At 31.6% G+C, this 20,095-nt stretch carries 17 protein-coding genes and 1 other annotated feature; of the genes, 15 read left to right on the top strand and 2 right to left on the bottom strand.

The features are described 5' to 3' along the window. The first annotated feature begins 256 nt into the window (after positions 1 to 256). Positions 257 to 481, top strand: a complete 225-nt coding sequence (locus B5G32_RS07120; RefSeq protein ID WP_224759491.1) for a hypothetical protein — start codon at positions 257 to 259, stop codon at positions 479 to 481. A 101-nt stretch (positions 482 to 582) separates the two neighbouring features. On the opposite strand, the gene B5G32_RS14390 is transcribed toward B5G32_RS07120, so the two are convergent. Further along, complete coding sequence (locus B5G32_RS14390; protein ID WP_143746613.1) at positions 583 to 678, bottom strand: AraC family transcriptional regulator; 96 nt, start codon at positions 676 to 678, stop codon at positions 583 to 585. A 481-nt stretch (positions 679 to 1,159) separates the two neighbouring features. Between B5G32_RS14390 and B5G32_RS07115 the strand changes: the two genes are divergently transcribed. After that, a complete protein-coding gene (locus B5G32_RS07115) occupies positions 1,160 to 2,623 on the top strand; it encodes a sensor histidine kinase (protein ID WP_158093989.1) in 1,464 nt (487 codons plus the stop codon). Continuing rightward, a complete protein-coding gene (locus B5G32_RS07110; protein WP_087243677.1) occupies positions 2,598 to 3,287 on the top strand; it encodes a response regulator in 690 nt (229 codons plus the stop codon). Before B5G32_RS07115 ends, B5G32_RS07110 begins: the two co-directional genes overlap by 26 nt. Positions 3,288 to 3,477: 190 nt before the next feature. Here B5G32_RS07110 and B5G32_RS07105 read toward each other — a convergent pair whose 3' ends face one another. Further along, complete coding sequence (locus tag B5G32_RS07105) at positions 3,478 to 5,436, bottom strand: DUF4118 domain-containing protein (RefSeq protein WP_239386220.1); 1,959 nt, start codon at positions 5,434 to 5,436, stop codon at positions 3,478 to 3,480. 238 nt (positions 5,437 to 5,674) lie between these two features. Between B5G32_RS07105 and kdpF the strand changes: the two genes are divergently transcribed. The 12 genes from kdpF to argJ all read left to right on the top strand — a co-directional run bounded on the left by kdpF (position 5,675) and on the right by argJ (position 20,084). Beyond that, on the top strand, positions 5,675 to 5,791 hold the full coding sequence (gene kdpF / locus B5G32_RS14385) for a K(+)-transporting ATPase subunit F (RefSeq protein ID WP_087243678.1): 117 nt from the start codon (positions 5,675 to 5,677) through the stop codon (positions 5,789 to 5,791). Between the two features lie 15 nt (positions 5,792 to 5,806). Beyond that, a complete protein-coding gene (locus tag B5G32_RS07095; protein ID WP_087304610.1) occupies positions 5,807 to 7,555 on the top strand; it encodes a potassium-transporting ATPase subunit KdpA in 1,749 nt (582 codons plus the stop codon). A 20-nt stretch (positions 7,556 to 7,575) separates the two neighbouring features. Then, complete coding sequence (kdpB, locus tag B5G32_RS07090) at positions 7,576 to 9,633, top strand: potassium-transporting ATPase subunit KdpB (protein ID WP_087936267.1); 2,058 nt, start codon at positions 7,576 to 7,578, stop codon at positions 9,631 to 9,633. Positions 9,634 to 9,643: 10 nt separating this feature from the next. Next, on the top strand, positions 9,644 to 10,267 hold the full coding sequence (gene kdpC / locus B5G32_RS07085; RefSeq protein ID WP_087243681.1) for a potassium-transporting ATPase subunit KdpC: 624 nt from the start codon (positions 9,644 to 9,646) through the stop codon (positions 10,265 to 10,267). A 119-nt stretch (positions 10,268 to 10,386) separates the two neighbouring features. Next, complete coding sequence (locus B5G32_RS07080) at positions 10,387 to 11,100, top strand: response regulator transcription factor (RefSeq protein ID WP_087243682.1); 714 nt, start codon at positions 10,387 to 10,389, stop codon at positions 11,098 to 11,100. 5 nt (positions 11,101 to 11,105) lie between these two features. Further along, positions 11,106 to 13,640, top strand: coding sequence for a sensor histidine kinase (locus B5G32_RS07075; protein ID WP_087936266.1), 2,535 nt, complete (start codon positions 11,106 to 11,108; stop codon positions 13,638 to 13,640). Next, complete coding sequence (locus tag B5G32_RS07070; RefSeq protein ID WP_087357078.1) at positions 13,633 to 14,343, top strand: response regulator transcription factor; 711 nt, start codon at positions 13,633 to 13,635, stop codon at positions 14,341 to 14,343. Before B5G32_RS07075 ends, B5G32_RS07070 begins: the two co-directional genes overlap by 8 nt. 93 nt (positions 14,344 to 14,436) lie before the next feature. Next, positions 14,437 to 14,799: a tetratricopeptide repeat protein gene (locus tag B5G32_RS07065; protein ID WP_087936265.1), complete on the top strand. Its 363-nt coding sequence runs from the start codon at positions 14,437 to 14,439 to the stop codon at positions 14,797 to 14,799. A gap of 91 nt (positions 14,800 to 14,890) precedes the next feature. Continuing rightward, positions 14,891 to 15,095, top strand: a binding site (T-box leader). A 114-nt stretch (positions 15,096 to 15,209) separates the two neighbouring features. Further along, positions 15,210 to 16,430, top strand: a complete 1,221-nt coding sequence (locus tag B5G32_RS07060) for an argininosuccinate synthase (protein WP_087936264.1) — start codon at positions 15,210 to 15,212, stop codon at positions 16,428 to 16,430. 11 nt (positions 16,431 to 16,441) lie between these two features. Then, positions 16,442 to 17,827: an argininosuccinate lyase gene (gene argH / locus B5G32_RS07055; protein ID WP_087936263.1), complete on the top strand. Its 1,386-nt coding sequence runs from the start codon at positions 16,442 to 16,444 to the stop codon at positions 17,825 to 17,827. Next, positions 17,820 to 18,854, top strand: coding sequence for an N-acetyl-gamma-glutamyl-phosphate reductase (argC, locus tag B5G32_RS07050; protein ID WP_087936262.1), 1,035 nt, complete (start codon positions 17,820 to 17,822; stop codon positions 18,852 to 18,854). The genes argH and argC overlap by 8 nt, the downstream gene beginning before the upstream one ends. A gap of 12 nt (positions 18,855 to 18,866) precedes the next feature. Further along, positions 18,867 to 20,084 (top strand): bifunctional glutamate N-acetyltransferase/amino-acid acetyltransferase ArgJ, encoded by a 1,218-nt coding sequence (gene argJ, locus B5G32_RS07045; RefSeq protein WP_087936261.1) that lies wholly within the window; start codon positions 18,867 to 18,869, stop codon positions 20,082 to 20,084. The last annotated feature ends 11 nt before the right edge of the window (positions 20,085 to 20,095 follow it).

Genomic DNA, 20,095 nt, shown 5'->3' with positions numbered 1-20,095 from the left:
TGTAGAGTATCTGATAGCTAAAGAGATTCTGCCAATTCGACCCAACAGAAAATACAAGCGACATGTCAAGCCAAAGACTGTCGTATGCTTTAACTATAGATATAACTAACATAGTTTATATACCTTGACAGATGTAGTTTCAAGACTAAACTTTTTGAGCTTGAGTAAATATTAAAAACCAGGAAAAATATATTTCCATACAATTCCTGGTTAAATATTGTCATCTTAACTTAATGACATTGGAGCGAAAATAGTCATGTTGTCAGCTTATAATAGATATAAGTATCGTGATTATTATGATGAATTTATTTTGATGAGTGGTCTAAAGAATTTGGCAGTTTCAGATAAGATATCGCCACAAATACCAGCATTGATTATGATTGACATACTTTATGCACATTATCTTCACTATAATCAATACAACAAAAGAAAAAAATTACAGATGACTTTAACAGATATAGGATATGAATTAGAAGAATAGGATCTTTATATATGTGCTCGTTTTTTTATATTAAAAATGAGCATATCAAAAATGATAGAAGCTGTTTTTTTGTAACAGCTTCTTTTATCTTGAAAATGAATTTATCGAGTTGATCTATATTGTGAGGGAGTCATACCTGTGTTTTGATGAAATATTTTTCCAAAGTAACTTGATGTTTGAAAATCAGATTTTTCCATTTATTTCATCAGTGGAAAAATCTGAATATTGTAACATTTTTTGTCTGACTTCAACGATATTGAATCAAATATTGGATCGATGATTGATGAAGATAAATATATGAAAGCAAAGGTATTAGCAGAAGATACAGATAATCATAAACCAAATCCTGCACCATTATTGGAATGTTTAAAGAAATTAAAATTATAGCCAGATGAAGTCATTTATATAATTAGCTTCAAAGAATGCTCACATTGATTTTGAATATGCGAAGTGGAGGAGGGAGTACATCAGATATAGGAATTGATTATTATACTTATATTTTTGATAAACCAATAGATTTATTACAATTATTATGAAATGATACATAACAATCTATTACTAAAAAAAAGAATCACTTATAAAAATATTGTGATTCTTTTTTGCGTGGAAAGATAATCATAAAAAGATTGCTTTCTATGGATATATGTTATTTAATAAAAGCAAGAGGTGAAAATGAAAATGAAATTCAAGTCTTATATTCACTCATTGTTGATTACAGTTATATTATTAGTTATAGCATCCTGTGTAGGCTTGTTCTTTCAATATTTAGACTGGTCTGAAATAACGATTGTTTTAATTTATATTATTTCTATACTGATCATCTCCTTATTAACAAAAGGATATATCTATGGAATAATTAGTTCTATTATTGCAACATTTTTATTTAATTATTTCTTTACAGCACCTTATTATACATTATTATTTTATGATTCCAGATATTTTATAACTTTTATATCTATGACATTGACCTCTATTATTGTCAGTACATTAACCTCACGTATCCAACTTTCCCAGAATCAGGCATATAAAAATGCTCAAAATATGAAAATGCTTTATGAATTGACAAATCATCTTTCAAAGATTACAGACAAACAGAGACTTTATGATGAAGTCTATCATATATTAAATCAATATTTTCATTATCCAATAGATTTCATCTTTTTAGATTATCATAATGAACATAAACATCAAGATATTATTGACTGTTTTCGTAATGAAAATCAAAAATATATTATCAAAGATATGTATATTTTCTTTCCTTTATATGGTGTTTCACGATTATTGGGAATTCTCTTTTTTAAAGATGATAATTTTCAACATATGGATGAAACCCAAAAACATATCTTTTATCTTATGATAGATAATATTTCATTAGCCTTAGATCGTATTTATTCAATAGAGGAACAGTTAAAATTAAATGAAGCAAGTATTAAAGAACATTATCGCAGCAATCTTTTACGCTCCATTTCTCATGATTTAAGAACACCGTTATCTGGTATTATGGGAACGTCAGAAATGATTATGGGAATCAACCAACCAACAAGTTCCTCATATCATTTAGCACAGGATATTTATCAAGAGGCTGATTGGTTGTATCTTATGGTACAAAATATTTTGAGTTTAACTAAAGTACAAGAAGGAAAACTTGTGATTCATAAAGAATATGAAGCGATAGAAGAAGTTATAGGAAGTGCTATTTCCCATGTACAAAAAAATATGTCTGAGAGGCAGATTGAGGTTCATGTTCCTGACGAAGTCATGATGGTTCCAATGGATGCACAACTGATTCAGCAAGTCATTATTAATTTACTGGATAATGCCTTTAAACATACTTCAAATAATGAAAAAATAGTCATTAATGCTTACAAACAAGATCATCAATGTTATCTTGTTGTAGAGGACTACGGGGATGGTTTTCTTGGTGAGGATCCTCAAAAACTTTTTGGAATGTTCTATACACAACATCAGTCTTATTCTGATTCCTTTAAGGGAGTAGGACTTGGTTTAACAATATGTAAAGCTATTATAGAGGCACATCAAGGAACTATTGAAGCCAAAGAGTGTCTGAATCATCAAGGAGCACAATTTATAATAACATTACCAATGGAGGATGAATATGAATCAAACAATATTAGTTGTTGAAGATGATGTACAAATTAGAAAATTTATTTGTTATTGTTTAGAAAATAACAATTATCAATACATTACTGCCAGCAACGGACAAGATGCGTTACGAAAAATTTTTTACGAAAATATAGACTTAATATTACTTGATTTGGGATTGCCAGATATGGATGGAGTAGATATTATTCAAAGATTACGAGAATTCTCAGAAATTCCTATTATTGTTGTTTCTGCTAGAGATAAAGACAAAGACAAAGCAGATGCATTAGAATTAGGGGCAGATGATTATTTAACCAAACCCTTTTCAGCAACGGAATTAGTGGCAAGGATTAAAGTGGCTTTTAGACATTTTTATCGTTATAATCAAGTTCAAATTCAAACATATTATAAAGTCAAGGATTTATCTATTGACTTAGATAAAAGGCAAGTCTATTTAAATGATCAACCTATTCATGTAACACCATTAGAATATCAATTACTTGTTTTATTTTTTAAGAATGCAGGAAAAGTTCTAACAACAGATATGATTATTGAAGAAATATATGGAAAAGGGTATGGACATGATACACAGGCACTGAGAGCTCTTATGGCAGGATTAAGAAGAAAAATTGAAAAAAATCCTGCAACACCACAATATATACTTACAGAAATAGGTGTTGGATATAGAATGGTTGATGAATAACTGTATGTATAAATGAAAGTATATTTGGCTAAGTTTATAATGATTATTTACAATAAAACAATGAAGGTATTATAAAAACGTCAGTAAATATCATAAAAGATTGTTATTGACGTTTTTATAGTGTCTATTGGCTTAATGATTTTATAATAGAATTATCTTGAGAAGAATATTTAAGAATATGGTTATGATGTTACATATCTTCATGTTCCAAAGATTCATTTAATTGTTGTTTTAAAATCATTTCATTATGAGATTCTTGTTTATAAATTGCATCAATAGCTAAAGCGATTTCATTTAAAATAGCTTTCAATAAAGCTTTTTCATAAGGTGCTAAATCCTCACCTTGTTCCATAGCAATACCAATCACTGCAAAAATATTGTCCTTTTTTCTAACAGCAAGATATAATCCTTTAGCAGCGGGAAGAGTGCTGGTTGAAACACCGGCATTTTTATTGTTGACAAGAACCCACTGGGCTACAGCTAACTCTTTATGATTAATGTATTCTCTTTTAATATCTGAAGTGATATGTGGACCATAAATCATAGGTTTTTGGAGTGTGTTGTTCTTAACGGGATAAAAAATAATTATACGATTTAACATTTTATATAGTTGAAAACATGTAATATTCATAATATCTTGATAAGAATTGCTCGTTTGTAAATTTTGACTTGTTTCTAATAGAATATCCATACTATGTGCATGAATAGAGGCTAAAAGGTTTTCTTTCTTTAATTTGTGAGCCATTGTACTAATGGATATTGATACAATGAACATGACAATAAAAATGAATGGATAATCAGATGAGGACATATTAAAGGTAAATCTTGGATCTATGAAGAAGTAGTTAATAGCAATAATGCTTAAAAAGGTTGAGATGAGATTGTATATTGGATAATATGTGACAATACCAATGAAACATGAAGCTAAAACATAGAGTAAAATAATATTTGTTGTATTGACATGTATTTCATAGAAAATAAAACCTAGTAATGTAGTAATGAGAAAAATAGATAGAGCTAAAATTGTTTCTTTTAATGGAAATTTGATAAATTTTGATAAATCTACAGATTTCTTTTGTGCCGTTGAACGATGATCTGGAATAATATAAATTTCTAGGTTTGGAGCATTCATCGTTAATTGATCGACAATGGTACTTCTTTTGATTAAAGTTGGTTTTTGATAAGAGCGACCTAACACTAATTTAGAGACACCACTTGTTTTGGCATATTGACCTATTTGAAATGCAACATCATCCCCATATGTAGAAACAATATCTGCTTTGAGATGTTTGGCTAAATTTAAATTCGACTGAAGTTGAGCTAAGGCTTTCTTAGAGAGATTATTACTTTTTGAAGTTTCAACATATAAAGCTGTAAAATCTGCATGAAAAGCCTGAGCCATACGTGAAGCTGTACGAATAACTTTTTGATTAGTTGGAGAACTTCCAATGCAAACAAGAATATGCTCTTTAGCAAAAGGTTGATTTTGTTTGGCTGTTACGATATTAACACGATCAGCACAACGTCTTAATGTAATCTCTCTTAAAGCTGTCAGATTATCTCTAATAAAGAAATGTTCCAAAGCTCTTTTGGCTTGTTGTTTATGATAGATTTTCCCTTCTTTTAATCTCTCAATTAAATCATCAATTTCAATATCTACTAATTTGACATCATCAGCATCATCAAAAACATGATCAGGTATTCTTTCATTAACCTTGATTCTTGTAATACTTTCAACAATATCATGTAGACTTTCTAAATGTTGTACATTCACTGTTGTATAAACATCAATACCCGCTCTTAATAATTCTTCAATATCACTATAACGTTTTTGATGTCTTGAACCATGAACATTGGTATGAGCTAATTCATCGACTAGAATAAGTTGAGGATGTCTTTTTAAAGCACCATCTAAATCAAATTCATAGAAAAGACGATCGCGATAAATAATTTTCTTTTTAGGAATCTGTTCTAGACCATAAATAAGATCGGTAGTCTCTTTACGATCATGCGGCTCTATATACCCTATAACAACATCAACACCTTGTACAGATTTTTGATGAGCAGCTTCAAGCATCGCAAATGTTTTACCGACACCAGCACAATAACCGAAAAATATTTTTAGACGTCCTTTTTTTATTGTTTCCATACCTACCACTTCCTTATTTTTTATTGTACATAAATTTTATAAATAAAAAAGTTTTAATAAAAATTTTAATATGATTTTAATATGGGGGCTTGGTGTTTTAACACTTTCTTTATTTTATCTATGCTAAGATATATACGTCTAAAAAAGACAAAAGGGGGAAACGCTATGATGATGGACATAATTATGGTAGCTGTATTAGCTATAGGTTTTCTGCTTATGAAACTTTTTGTAGATTGGAATGATAAACAGATCAATAAAAAGTAACGGAGGGAAGAATATGTGGTTATTAGCGATTGTGATTGTAGCATTAGCAAGTTATTTGGTTTATGCGTTGATCAATCCTGAGAAATTTTAATTTGGAGGAGAGTTTATGTTACAAATAGTATGTACATTACTTGTCTTCATGGTGATTATTTTTCCTATTGGAAAGTATGTTTATCATATAACAACTCACAAGAAGACATTTGCAGATCCACTTTTTGATCGTATTGATAATGGAATATATAAGATATTAAAAATTGATACATCAAATATGGGGTGGAAAAAGTATGCATTATCTTTATTGTTATTTAATGCATGTTTAGTTTTTGTTGGTTATCTTATTTTAAGAATTCAATCAATAGGTATATTCAATCCTAATGGTATTGAAGGGATGGAAGCAACATTATCTTACAATACAATTATTTCGTTTATGACAAACACAAATTTACAACATTATTCTGGTGAATCAGGTTTATCTTATTTATCACAAATGTTTGTCATCATTATGATGATGTTTACATCTGCAGCAACTGGATATGCTGCATGTGTTGCAATGGTTCGAGGAATCTTAGGTAAACGAATGGGTAACTTCTATTGTGATGTGACACGAATTACAACACGTTTCTTGATTCCTATGGCTTTCATTGTTGGATTGTTCCTTGTATCTCAAGGAGTACCTCAAAATTTGAGTCCAAATATAACACTAACAACAATTGAAGGAAAATTGCAAGATATTGCTTCTGGACCAATAGCGGCACTGGAATCAATTAAACACTTAGGAACAAATGGTGGAGGTTTCTTAGGGGCAAACTCATCAACACCACTTGAAAATCCAACAGTTTTATCAAATATTGCTGAATTATATTCAATGATGTTCTTACCAGCAGCTTGTGTATTCACATTTGGTCATATGGTTTATGATAAATATCAAGAAAGAAAAGCTAAAAAATTGGATACAACAGCTTCAAAAGAATTTGATAAACCAAGTTCTAAAGTTTGGTTAGGTAAAGAAGGACGTACAATTTTTGCGGCAATGTCAATTTTGTTTGTTATTGGTTTAGCACTATGTTTCTTTAGTGAAAGTCAAGGAAATAGTGCAGTTGCATCAGCTGGAATTACTCAAACAATTGGAAATATGGAAGGTAAAGAAGTAAGATTTGGAGTTGCCCAGTCTTCGCTCTTTACAACTGTAACGACATCATTTACAACAGGAACAGTTAACAATATGCATGATACATTAACACCATTGGGTGGATTAGTTCCATTATTGCATATGATGTTAAATGTTGTCTTTGGTGGTGTTGGTGTAGGTCTTATGAATATGCTGATTTATGCAATTATTGGTGTATTTATTTGTGGTTTAATGATTGGACGAACACCAGAGTATCTAGGTAAAAAAATAGAAGGAAAAGAAATGAAATTAGCAGCACTATGTATTATTATTCATCCTTTATTAATATTAGGATTTAGTGCTTTAGCTGTTTCAGTTCAAGCAGGATTAGATGGAATTACAAATCCTGGTTTTCATGGATTAACACAGGTATTGTATGAATTTACATCATCTGCAGCTAACAATGGTTCTGGATTTGAAGGATTAGCGGATAATACAGTATTTTGGAATGTTACTTGTGGTTTAGTTATGTTTTTAGGACGTTATCTATCAATTATTATTCAATTAGCTATTGCTGGAAGTTTATTTAATAAAATTGATGTGAACGAGTCAATTGGTACATTAAAAACAAATACTTGGACTTTCGCTATTATCTTAGTTTTTGTTGTTTATATTTTTGCAGCATTAACATTCTTACCAGCTTTAGCTCTTGGACCAATTTCAGAGGGATTGACCTTAGGTCTATAGAAAGGGGTTTAGTTTAATATATGAGTCGTCAAGAAAAAACAAAATTTATTACAAAAGATATTCTTGGTTCTTCTATCAAAGGGGCTTTTGTAAAATTAAATCCTATGTATATGATGAAAAATCCAGTTATGTTTGTTGTTGAAGTTGGATTTGTCATTTGTACGATTCTTGTCTTTTTCCCACATTTATTTAATGATAAGGGAGATAATTTAAGTTTATATAATGCGATTGTTGCGATTATTTTGTTTATTACTTTATTGTTTGCTAACTTTGCTGAATCTGTTGCAGAAGGACGAGGAAAAGCACAGGCTGAAACATTAAAGAAAACAAAGAAAGATACAAAAGCTCGTCTTATCCACGAGGATGGATCAGAAGAAATGATTTCAGCTAGTGAATTACAAAAAGGTGATGTTGTTCTCGTAAAAGCTGGAGAATTAATTCCAAATGATGGTGAAATCATCGAAGGAATTGCGAGTATTGATGAATCTGCGATTACAGGTGAATCGGCACCAGTCACTAAGGAAAGTGGGGGAGATTTTGCTTCAGTCACTGGAGGAACAACGGTTGTTTCAGACTGGATTAAAGTGGAAATTACTTCTGAACCAGGGCATTCATTCTTGGATAAAATGATTGCTTTAGTTGAAGGGGCTTCACGTCAAAAAACACCTAATGAAATAGCTCTAAACACATTATTAGTTTCATTAACAATTATTTTCTTAATCGTTATTGTAACACTTTATCCAATGGCTAATTATTCAGAAGTACAAATACCAATTTCAACATTAATCGCATTAACTGTATGTTTGATTCCTACAACAATAGGAGCTTTATTAAGTGCTATTGGAATTGCGGGAATGGATAGAGTAACACGTTTTAATGTTATTGCTATGTCAGGAAAAGCAGTTGAAGCATGTGGTGATGTTGATACAATGATTCTTGATAAAACAGGAACTATTACTTTTGGAAATCGTTTGGCTAGTGATTTTATCCCTGTATCAGGTATTAAAAAAGAAGAACTCACTGAATACGCTTGGATTGCATCTATAGGTGATGACACACCTGAAGGAAAATCTACTGTTGAATTGGCAGAAAAATTCGGTTGTCAATTACAAAGAAAAAATTATGAAAATGCTGAATTTATTGAATTTACTGCTGCTAGTAAAATGAGTGGTGTGAATACGACTGATGGACATGTTGTTCGTAAAGGTGCCGGTGACGCTATAATTCAATATGTTAAAGAAAATGGTGGTAAGGTACCAGATGACTTAACATTAAAAGTAGATGAAGTTTCAAAATTTGGTGGAACACCTTTGGTTGTATGTGCAGATTATAGAATTTTAGGTGTTATTTATTTAAAAGATACTGTAAAACCTGGTTTAGTAGAACGTTTTGAACGTTTGCGTAAAATTGGTATTAAAACTATTATGTGTACTGGAGATAATCCATTAACTGCTGCGACTATTGCTGCTGAAGCAGGTGTTGATGGTTATATTGCGGAATGTAAACCAGAAGATAAAATTGAAGCAATTAAAAAAGAACAATCTGAAGGAAAGATTGTAGCCATGACTGGTGATGGAACAAATGACGCACCAGCACTTGCCCAAGCTAATGTTGGTATTGCTATGAATAGTGGGACATCTGCTGCCAAAGAAGCTGCAAACATGGTTGATTTAGATTCTGACCCTACAAAGATCTTGGAAGTTGTAGAAATTGGTAAACAGTTGTTAATTACTCGAGGATCATTAACGACTTTCTCAATTGCTAATGATATTGCAAAATACTTTGCAATTATACCAGCCATGTTCCAAGCTGTTATACCACAATTAAGTGTTCTTAACATCATGGGATTACAAACATCTGAAAGTGCTATTTTATCTGCATTGATTTTTAACGCAGTGATTATTCCATGTTTGATTCCACTAGCAATGAAAGGTGTTAAGTATAAACCTATGAGTGCATCTAAAATGCTTGGAAGAAATATGCTAATCTATGGATTAGGTGGAGTGATTTGTCCATTTTTAGGAATTAAGATTATTGATATGATTATTGCACCATTATTAGTTTTATTAGGATTATAGGAGGTAAACTATGAAAAAGTTTTTAAGACACTTTAGATTGGCGTTTCTATTTGCAATAGCAATGTTTGTGATATGTGGATTTATTTATCCCATGGTATTAACAGGAGTTTCACAAGTTGTATTTCCAAGTCAATCAAATGGAAGTCTTGTTGAAGTAGATGGAAAAGCAGTGGGTTCTGAAATTGTTGGACAAGATTTTACTGATGAAAGATTGTTCCATTGCAGACCTTCAGCTTACAACTACAATACTTATACACAAGAACAAAAAGATAGTGGAGAATATGCAGGTTTATCATCTGGAAGTAACAACTATGCACCAAGTAATCCTGCTTTGAAAGAAAGATTAGATGAAGATATTGAAAAATTCTTAGAAGAAAATCCTACAGTAAGCAAAGAAGATATTCCTTCTGACATTATTACTGCATCAGGATCAGGATTAGATCCACATATTTCAGTAGAAGCTGCTAAAGTACAAATGGATAGAGTTGCTAAAAATACAGGTTTATCTCAAGAACAATTAGAAAAAATGATTGAAGAAAATACTTCAGGAAAATTCTTAGGTATTTTTGGAGAAGAAACTGTCAATGTTTTAAAATTAAACTTAATGGTTGCACAAGAAATAGATATGATTTAATGAAAAACTCCACTTTATCCAAGTGGAGTTTTTTGGTCTTGTTTATATAGAAAAGACTTTTTTTCGTAATAGCTATATAGTAAAATATAAATATATTTAAAGGGGAAAAGGAAGAAAATATGCAGGCGAATATATTGGTTGTAGAAGATGATCATTCAGTTAGAAATCTTGTGTCTACAACTTTGCAGACACATGGATATCAATTTGATGCTATGATTAATGGTGAGAGTGCTTTATTGGCTATGACATCACATCATTACGATATTATTTTATTAGATTTAGGATTACCTGATCAAGATGGTATAGATATTATCAAAACAGTTCGTACGTTTTCGGTTATTCCCATCATTGTTTTAAGTGCAAGAAGTAGTAATGAAGATAAGATAGCTGCATTGGATGCAGGAGCAGATGATTATTTAACAAAACCATTTAATATTGATGAACTTTTAGCAAGAGTTCGTTCAACTTTACGTAGAGCTGAATATTTACAAAATATGACGACTCAAGAAGAAACGGTTTTTGAAAATGGTGATTTAAAAATTAATTATTTATCAGCGACAGTATCTTTAAAAGGAAAAGAAATACATTTAATGCCAATAGAATATAATTTGCTTTGCCTTTTAGCAAAAAATGTTGGTAAAGTCTTAACTTATCAGTTTATTTTAGATAAAATATGGAAAAATGCATTGGAATCAGATTTGTCCTCATTACGTGTTTATATGACAACATTAAGAAAAAAGATTGATAAACAGTATGCGGATGATCAAAAATATATTCAAACGCATATAGGTATTGGTTATCGTATGGTTAGACAAAAAAAGAGTGGTGAATAATATTCATGAATGAAGAAAAAAAACATCAAGGGCGTTTAAAAATATTTTTTGGCTATGCAATGCATACTGGAAAAACATATGCAATGTTACAAGAAGCTAAGGAATTGACGGATATGTCTAATGATGTGGTTGTGGGGTATATAGAAAATGTAGAAGGGTTAGAGACGATTTTAAAGGGGTTGGAATGTGTTCCCAATCGTCAGTTAATGCTATCTTCACCAGAGGTAGATATAGATGCTATTTTAGCGAGACATCCACATATAGTATTGATTGATCATATGGCTCATACAAATAGAAATGGCTCTAGGCATTTAAAACGTTATCAAGATATTCTTGAAATACTTGAAGCAGGAATTGATGTTTATACAACTGCCAATGTACAAGATATAGTGAGCTTACAAGATGATATTAATAAGATAACAGGAGAGCATTCAAGTGAAACAATACCTGATTATCTTTTTGAACAAGCACATCAAGTTAAGTTTATTGATAATGAGCCACAATATGAGCATCATTATTCAGTAGAAACTTTAAAAGCATTAAGAGAGTTAGCAATCAAATGTTGTGCACAAAGAATAAAAAAGTTAACTTCCTTACCTTCTAAATCTCATTTTATAAATTCTGAGCATATCTTAGTCTGCTTGTCACCATCACCTTCAAATGCGAAAGTCATAAGAACAGCAGCAAAACTTGCAAATACATATCAAGCAAGATTAACAGCTTTATATATTGCACCATTGGATAAAAAGCTTTCTAAAAAAGAATATCAGTATCTACAAGAAAATATATCTCTAGCAAAAGACTTACAAGCACAAATTGAAGTGCTTAATGATAATAAGGTTGTATTTGAAATAGCTGAATATGCTAGAATCTCTGGGGTTACCAAAATTGTGCTAGGTCAAAGTCCAACGCATTTTTTTCAACGTTCTTCATTATCTGAGCAATTAGTTCGATTAGCACCACAACTAGAAATATATGTTATACCTTATATTGATGAAAGGTCTATTTTTAAGTTAGTAAGACCACAATTAACACTTAATCGTCAAGATTTCATGCGAACAGCAGGTATGTTGATTTTGTCCACATTGATTGGTGGAATCTTTTACTATCTTGATTTTAAAGAATCTAATATTATACTGATTTATATTTTAGGTGTTTTAATGACTGCATTGATTACGACAAGAAGAATTTATAGTTTAGCATCTTCATTCATTAGTGTCTTGATTTTTAATTTTCTTTTTACAAGTCCAAGATTAACATTGAGAGCTTATGATTCAAGGTATATCGTGACATTTATAATCATGTTTATTGTTGCTTTTATTACAAGCAGTATGACAAATAAGTTACAAACAAGTGCAAAAGATTCAGCACAAAATGCTTATCGTATGAAAATATTATTAGAAACAAATCAGAAACTACAGAAGGAAAAAAATAAAGAAGGAATTATTTCTGTAACATGTCATTCACTTATGAAATTATTACAAAGGGATATTATTTTCTATCCTGTTTCAAAGAATAATTTAGAAAAACCACTTATTTTTTGCCAATCGCCAAAGGATACATCCATATTTCAAAATGAAGAAGCTGTTGCAAAATGGGTTCTCAAAAATAATAAACATGCTGGAGCGACAACGAAAACATTATCCAATGCATTATGCCTTTATTTAGCAGTACGTATTGGAGAAAAAATTTATGGTATTATCGGTATATATATAGATGACAAACCCTTAGATTCATATGAAAATAATATTATGCTTTCTATCTTAGGAGAATTAGCTCTTTCTTTAGAAAATGAAAGTGTTATTAAGGAAAAAGCAACCGCAGATTTAAAAGCCAAAAATGAACAACTCAGAGCTAATCTTTTACGTTCTATATCTCATGATTTGAGAACTCCTCTGACTTCTATCTCTGGTAATGCAGGAATTTTATTAAGTACGGGTACAATCTTAGATGAAGATAAAAAAAAGCAGTTATACAGCGATATTTATGATGATTCTTTATGGCTTATTAATCTTGTAGAAAATTTATTGTCTGTAACCCGTATAGAAAATGGATCAATGAATTTGAATCTAAAAGTAGAATTAATAGAAGATGTGATTAATGAAGCACTTAAGCATATCAATACACGCAGAATACAACATCATATTCAAGTTATTCAAGATGAAAATATATTACTTGCTAAAATAGATGCTAGACTGATTGTTCAAGTCATTATGAATATCTTAGATAATGCTATCAAATATACACCTGATCATACAACAATAACTATACAGAGTTATCTTAAAGATAAAAACATCTATATTGATATTGCTGATGAAGGAAATGGCATTAATGATAAAGATAAGGAACATATTTTTGATATGTTTTATACTGCCAATCGTCAAGTCGCAGATAGTCGCAGAAGTTTAGGATTGGGATTATCTCTTTGTCAGTCCATTATACAGGCACATCATGGGGAAATTAAAGTTTATGATAATTCGCCTCATGGAACAGTTTTTCAGATATCTTTACCGGCACAGGAGGTAGAAATACATGAATAGTCCAAAAATATTAGTTGTGGAAGATGATAAAGCCGTTCGTAATTTGATTGCTATTACATTACAGACAAGAAATTATAAATATATATTATCTGATAGTGGAGAATCAGCTCTTCTAGAGTTTGCCTCTGAACATCCTGATGTTATCCTTCTAGATTTGGGATTACCTGATATAGATGGAATGGAAGTGATTCAAAAAATTCGTGAAAAATCACAAATTCCAATCATTATTCTTAGTGCCAGAGGAGAAGAAAGTGACAAAGTGGCAGCTCTTGATGCTGGAGCAGATGACTATTTGACAAAACCATTCTCGGTAGAAGAATTATTGGCTCGATTGCGTGTCGCATTAAGAAGAACAGAATATATATGGAATAGTGATGCAAAAAACAACCATATATTTGAAAATGGAGATTTAAAAATTGATTATGCTTCAAGTTGTGTGACTCTTAAGGGAGAAGAAATTCATTTAACACCTATTGAATATAAGATATTAAATTTGTTATCAAAAAATATCGGAAAAATTTTAACGCATACTTATTTAACACGAGAAATATGGGGAAGTGCTTTTGATAGTGATGTCGCTTCGTTACGTGTTTTTATGGCTAATTTGCGTAAAAAGATTGAACCAGAAAAAAGTGGTGTGAGTTATATTCAGACACATGTAGGGATAGGCTATCGTATGGTGAAGATTGAAAAGAGTGATTAAATTCTCACAGCATTCTCACACAAGCTTTTGTTTTCTCACACTCACTTCACAATATATTTCTTATAATAATAGTGAAGATAAGGAGTGAGTTATATGAGACAAAATAGAAATGAATATATAGTTTTAGAAAAATTAGGAGAAAAGGTTAAAAGTCTTATTGAAAAGGATCGTTCTGAATGTCAGGAATTAGTTGTTCAGGCATTAGTGAATTATCCACATGCACCTCAACCACAGAATTTACTAGGCATTTTAGCAGAAAAACAAGGAGATTTAGCCCTAGCAATGAAACATTATCGTGCAGCTTGGTCATTATCTCCTAATTACCGACCATCAAGAAAAAATATTGATCGATTGGTATCTTTATCAAGTTTCCAATGTTATTATTATGATCAAGAGTGTTGTGAGATGGAAACGCAAGATTCTCAAGGATTGTTTAAAAGAAAAATTATTATATAATTTGCATTTTCATAAAAAAACTTGTTATATTTGGAAAAAATAAAAAAATATATTGACAAAAGAAAGCTATCCATGTATGATTAACGCATATTAAAAATCGTTGAGCAGGAAAAGTAATTTCTTGAACGCTTCAAGCGAGGTAGTACAGAGTGGAAGACTACTAAGTGGAAAGGAATGAAACGTACCTGTGAGAGTCCATTGGAAATAGGAGTATAATGGAACGTAACCTGCGTTAAGGGATAGAGTGGTTAGTTTTTCTAACAACTAGAGTGGTACCGTGTATATGCACCTCTGGAGAAATCCAGAGGTTTTTTGTTTATAGAGAGGGTGATTGAATTGCGGCGATTGATAGAAAAAATGAATAAATATAATAAAAGAGAAATACAAAATAATGAAAAGGAGAATGAACAATGGAAAAGAAACAATATAAAAAAGTCGTATTAGCTTACTCAGGGGGATTAGATACATCAATTATTATAGCGTGGTTAAAAGAAAATTATGGTTGTGAAGTGATTGCTGTGGCTGGTGATGTTGGTCAAGGAGATGAACTTGAAGGATTAGAAGAAAAAGCTTTAGCTACAGGAGCATCTAAATATTATTGTGCTGATTGCAAGGAAGAGTTTGTCAATGATTTTATTTTTCCAGCTATCAAAGCCAATGCTGTTTATGAAGGAAAATATTTACTAGGAACTTCTCTAGCAAGACCGATCATTGCGAAAAAATTAGTAGAGATTGCCAAAAAAGAAGGTGCAGATGCCATTTGTCATGGTTGTACAGGTAAAGGAAATGACCAGGTCAGATTTGAACTGACAATCAAAGCCTTTGCACCTGAATTAGATATTATTGCACCATGGAGAGTATGGGAATTAAAGAGTAGAGAAGATGAAATTGAATATGCCCAAGCGAGAAATATTCCTTTAAAAATTAATAAAGAAACAAATTATTCTAAGGATAAAAACTTATGGCATTTATCACATGAAGGATTAGATTTGGAAAATCCTGCAAATGAACCTATGTATGACAAGATTCTTGAATTAGGTGTCACACCAGAAAAAGCACCAGACAAGCCAACATATATTACAATTACTTTTGAAAAAGGAATTCCAGTTGCTTTAAATGGTGAAAAAATGAATGGTATTGATTTGATTACTGCTTTAAACAAAATTGGCGGAGAAAATGGTATTGGCATCATTGATATGGTTGAAAACAGATTAGTTGGTATGAAATCAAGAGGTGTTTATGAAACACCAGGTGGAACAATTCTTTATAAAGCACATGCTGATTTGGAAGAAATCACAATTGATAAAGAAACACAACATTTCAAATATCAGGTTTCTCAAAAGCTAGCAGATATTTTATATAACGGTCAATGGTATACACCACTAACAAAAGCATTACTTGCTTTTATTGATGAAACACAAAAGACAGTCAATGGAGACGTGAAATTAAAACTATATAAAGGAAATATTATGGGAGCTGGTATGACTTCACCAGATACTTTATATAGTGAACAGACAGCTTCATTTGGAGAAGATGAAGATTATAATCAAATGGATTCTCAAGGATTTATTAATTTATATGGTTTACCTATTAAAGTGAAAGCTTTATTAGACCAACAAAGAAAGAAATAGGAGTTGAAAATATGGCGTTATGGGCAGGGAGATTTAAAAAAGAGATTAATGCAGATGTGAATGCTTTTAATTCATCCATATCATTTGATGCAAGAATGTATAAACATGATATTATGGGGAGTCAGGCACATGCTAAAATGCTCGCAAAACAAGGCATTATTTCTAGGCAGAATTTAACTGAAATATTAAAAGGATTGGATGACATATTATGTGAATTAGAAAATGGTGATTTGTTATTTGATCCTCATGCTGAAGACATTCATATGTTTATTGAAGCAGAACTGACAAAGCGATATCCAGAAAGTGGTAAAAAACTTCATACTGCCAGATCACGTAATGATCAGGTGGCTTTAGATTTAAGGTTATATACACGTGATGAAATCAAAGATATTCAGGGTATGTTGATAGAATTGATGCAAGTGCTTATCAATCAGGCTAAAGGGCATACACATACCATTATGTGTGGTTATACACATTTGCAACGTGCTCAACCCATAACATTTGCCCATCATTTAATGGCTTATGTTGAAATGTTTTATCGTGATTATACAAGATTGGATGACTGCATGAAACGACTCAATGTTTCACCATTAGGTAGTGGGGCATTAGCGACGACAACATATCCTATTGATCGTCATTTTGTAGCACAGGAACTTCATATGAATGATATTATGTATAACTCATTAGATGGTGTCAGTGATCGTGATTATGCAATTGAACTGGCCAATGATTTGGCTATGATTATGATGCATTTATCACGTTTAAGTGAAGAAATCATTTTATGGTGTTCATGGGAATTCAAATATATTGAACTGGATGATGCTTATGCGACAGGATCAAGCATCATGCCACAAAAGAAAAATCCAGATATTGCTGAACTGGTCAGAGGAAAAAGTGCCAGAGTCATCAATGATGTTTCTACATTACTGACAATGATGAAAGGCTTACCGCTTGCTTATAATAAGGACATGCAGGAAGATAAGGAAACTTTATTTGATGCGATTGATCAGGTGAAATTATGTTTACCAGTCTTTAGTGATATGATCAACACAATGAAAGTGAATAAACAACGTATGCAAGAATGTGCAGCTAAAGGATTTATTAATGCAACGGATTGTGCAGATTATCTTGTGAAAAAAGGAAAAGCTTTTAGAGATGCTTACAAAACAACAGGAGAGCTTGTTGCTTATTGTATTGATCATGATGAAGTTCTTGAAACTCTTCCACTTGATATCTATAAATCTTTTGATGAAGTTTTTGAAAAAGATGTTTATCAGGCTATATCACTTTTAACTTGCGTTGAAAATAGACTTGTTGATGGAGGACCTGCTCCTCAAACATGCCAAAAAGCAATCAAAAGAATGGAAAAACAATTGGAGGCGTTGAATCATGGTTAAAGTAGGAATCATTGGTGCCAGTGGATATGCTGGGGCAGAGTTATATCGTTTGTTGTTGAATCATCCACATGTTGAAATTGTTGCAATCAGCTCTCAAAGTTATGAAGGAAAGATGATTTCACATTTATATCCATCATTTTATGGAGTCTTTGATATGACATTCACGAATGATCAGGAAGTCATTGAAAAAGCTGATATGATTTTTGCATCATTGCCTCATGGTCTCAGTGAAAAATATGCTAAACAATGTGATGAACAAGGAAAGAAGTTTATAGATTTAGGTGCAGATTTTCGTTTGGATCAAGAAAAAGATTATCAACAATGGTATCAACATGATTATCAATATCCACAATTACATGAAAAACAGGTTTATGGTTTAAGTGAAGTCAATCGTGAACAGATTAAACAGGCATCAATTATCGGAAATCCAGGATGTTATCCAACATCCATTACTTTAGGGTTATATCCATTATTAAAAAATCATATGCAAAAAGATGAAAAGATTATCATTGATTCTAAATCTGGAACAACAGGAGCTGGAAAGTCTTTAACAGAAGATACCCATTTTCCTAAATGTAATGAATCATTTCATCCATATAAAATAGCAAGTCATCGTCATACACCTGAAATTGAACAGGAATTATCAAAGATGGCTCATCAGGCTGTTCATGTCATGTTTACACCACATCTATTACCTGTTAATCGTGGGATTATTTCAACAATATATGTTCCATTAAAAGATAATGTTGATTTTGATAATGTTTATGATATCTATCAAAAGACTTATCAGGATGAGTATTTTGTAAGAGTTTTGCCAAAAGGACAAGTGGCTGATTTAAAATTTGTTCAATACTCTAACTTCTGTGATATATCTTTACATTATGATGAGAGATATCATCAGCTGATTGTTGTTTCAACAATAGATAATATGGTGAAAGGGGCAGCTGGACAAGCTATCCAAAATATGAATTTGATGTATGGTTTTGATGAAAAAGAAGGTTTGATGATGATACCAGCATCATTTTAAGGGGGAAAATATATGTTTAAAGATATTGATGGAGGGGTGTGTGCCCCTCTAGGATTTCAAGCCTCTGGAATCCATTGTGGTATTAGAAAAAATAAAAGTAAAAAAGATTTGTCTTTAATTGTCAGTGATGTTATGTGTCATTGTGCGAGCACCTATACTCAAAACAAGGTGAAAGGGGCACCCATCTATGTCACACAACAGCATTTAAAGAATCTTGAAGCCAAAGCTATTATTTGTAATAGTGGTAATGCCAATACATGTAATCCTAATGGCATTGAAATAGCAGATCAAATTTGTCAATTATGTGGACAGGCATTAGGCATTGATAGCGATGATATTGTAGTTGCTTCTACAGGTGTGATTGGACAACCTTTAAGTATTGAACCGTTTGAAAATCATATGGAACAATTGGTTCAATCTTTATCTACACAAGGCAGCAGTGATGCCTGTGAGGGAATCATGACAACAGATACTGTCAAAAAAGAATATGCGGTTGAATTTGAACTTGATGGCAAGACTTGTCATATTGGAGCAATCGCTAAGGGAAGTGGGATGATTCACCCTAACATGGCTACAATGTTAGCTTTTGTGACAAGTGATGTTGCGATTTCTAAAGAGATGCTAAATGAAGTCATTCATGAAGTTGTTGATGATACATTTAATATGGTGAGTGTTGATGGGGATACTTCTACTAATGATATGTTGACATTAATGTGTAATGGTCTAGCTCAAAATAATGAAATTACACAAAAGGATGAAAACTATCAGTGCTTTAAAGAAGCATTGATGTATATTTGTACATGCTTATCTCAAGCGATTGCGAAAGATGGTGAAGGAGCAACAAAACTTTTAACTTGTAACGTTTTACATGCAAAGACAAAAAAGGATGCAAAGATTGTTGCTAAATCTGTTATTACAAGTTCACTTTTGAAAGCTGCTATGTTTGGTGAAGATGCAAATTGGGGTCGTATCTTATGTGCTATTGGTTATAGTGATGCTGATTATGATATTCAAAAAATTGATGTTGATTTTAAAAGTAAAAAGGGGAAAATTTGTGTTTGTCAAAATGGTGGTGGATATCCTTTTAGTGAGGAAGAAGCTGCTCAGATCTTAAGTGAAGATGAGATAGAAATAATCATAGATTTACATGATGGAGATGATCAGGCAACTGCCTGGGGATGTGATTTAACTTATGACTATGTCAAAATTAACGGCGATTATCGCACATAAAGGGGAATAAT

The organism is Massilimicrobiota sp. An80 (genome assembly GCF_002159255.1).
In the GTDB taxonomy this organism is placed as follows: Bacteria; Bacillota_I; Bacilli_A; order Erysipelotrichales; family Coprobacillaceae; genus Allocoprobacillus; species Allocoprobacillus merdigallinarum.
This window is presented reverse-complemented; position numbering and strand designations above follow the sequence as displayed.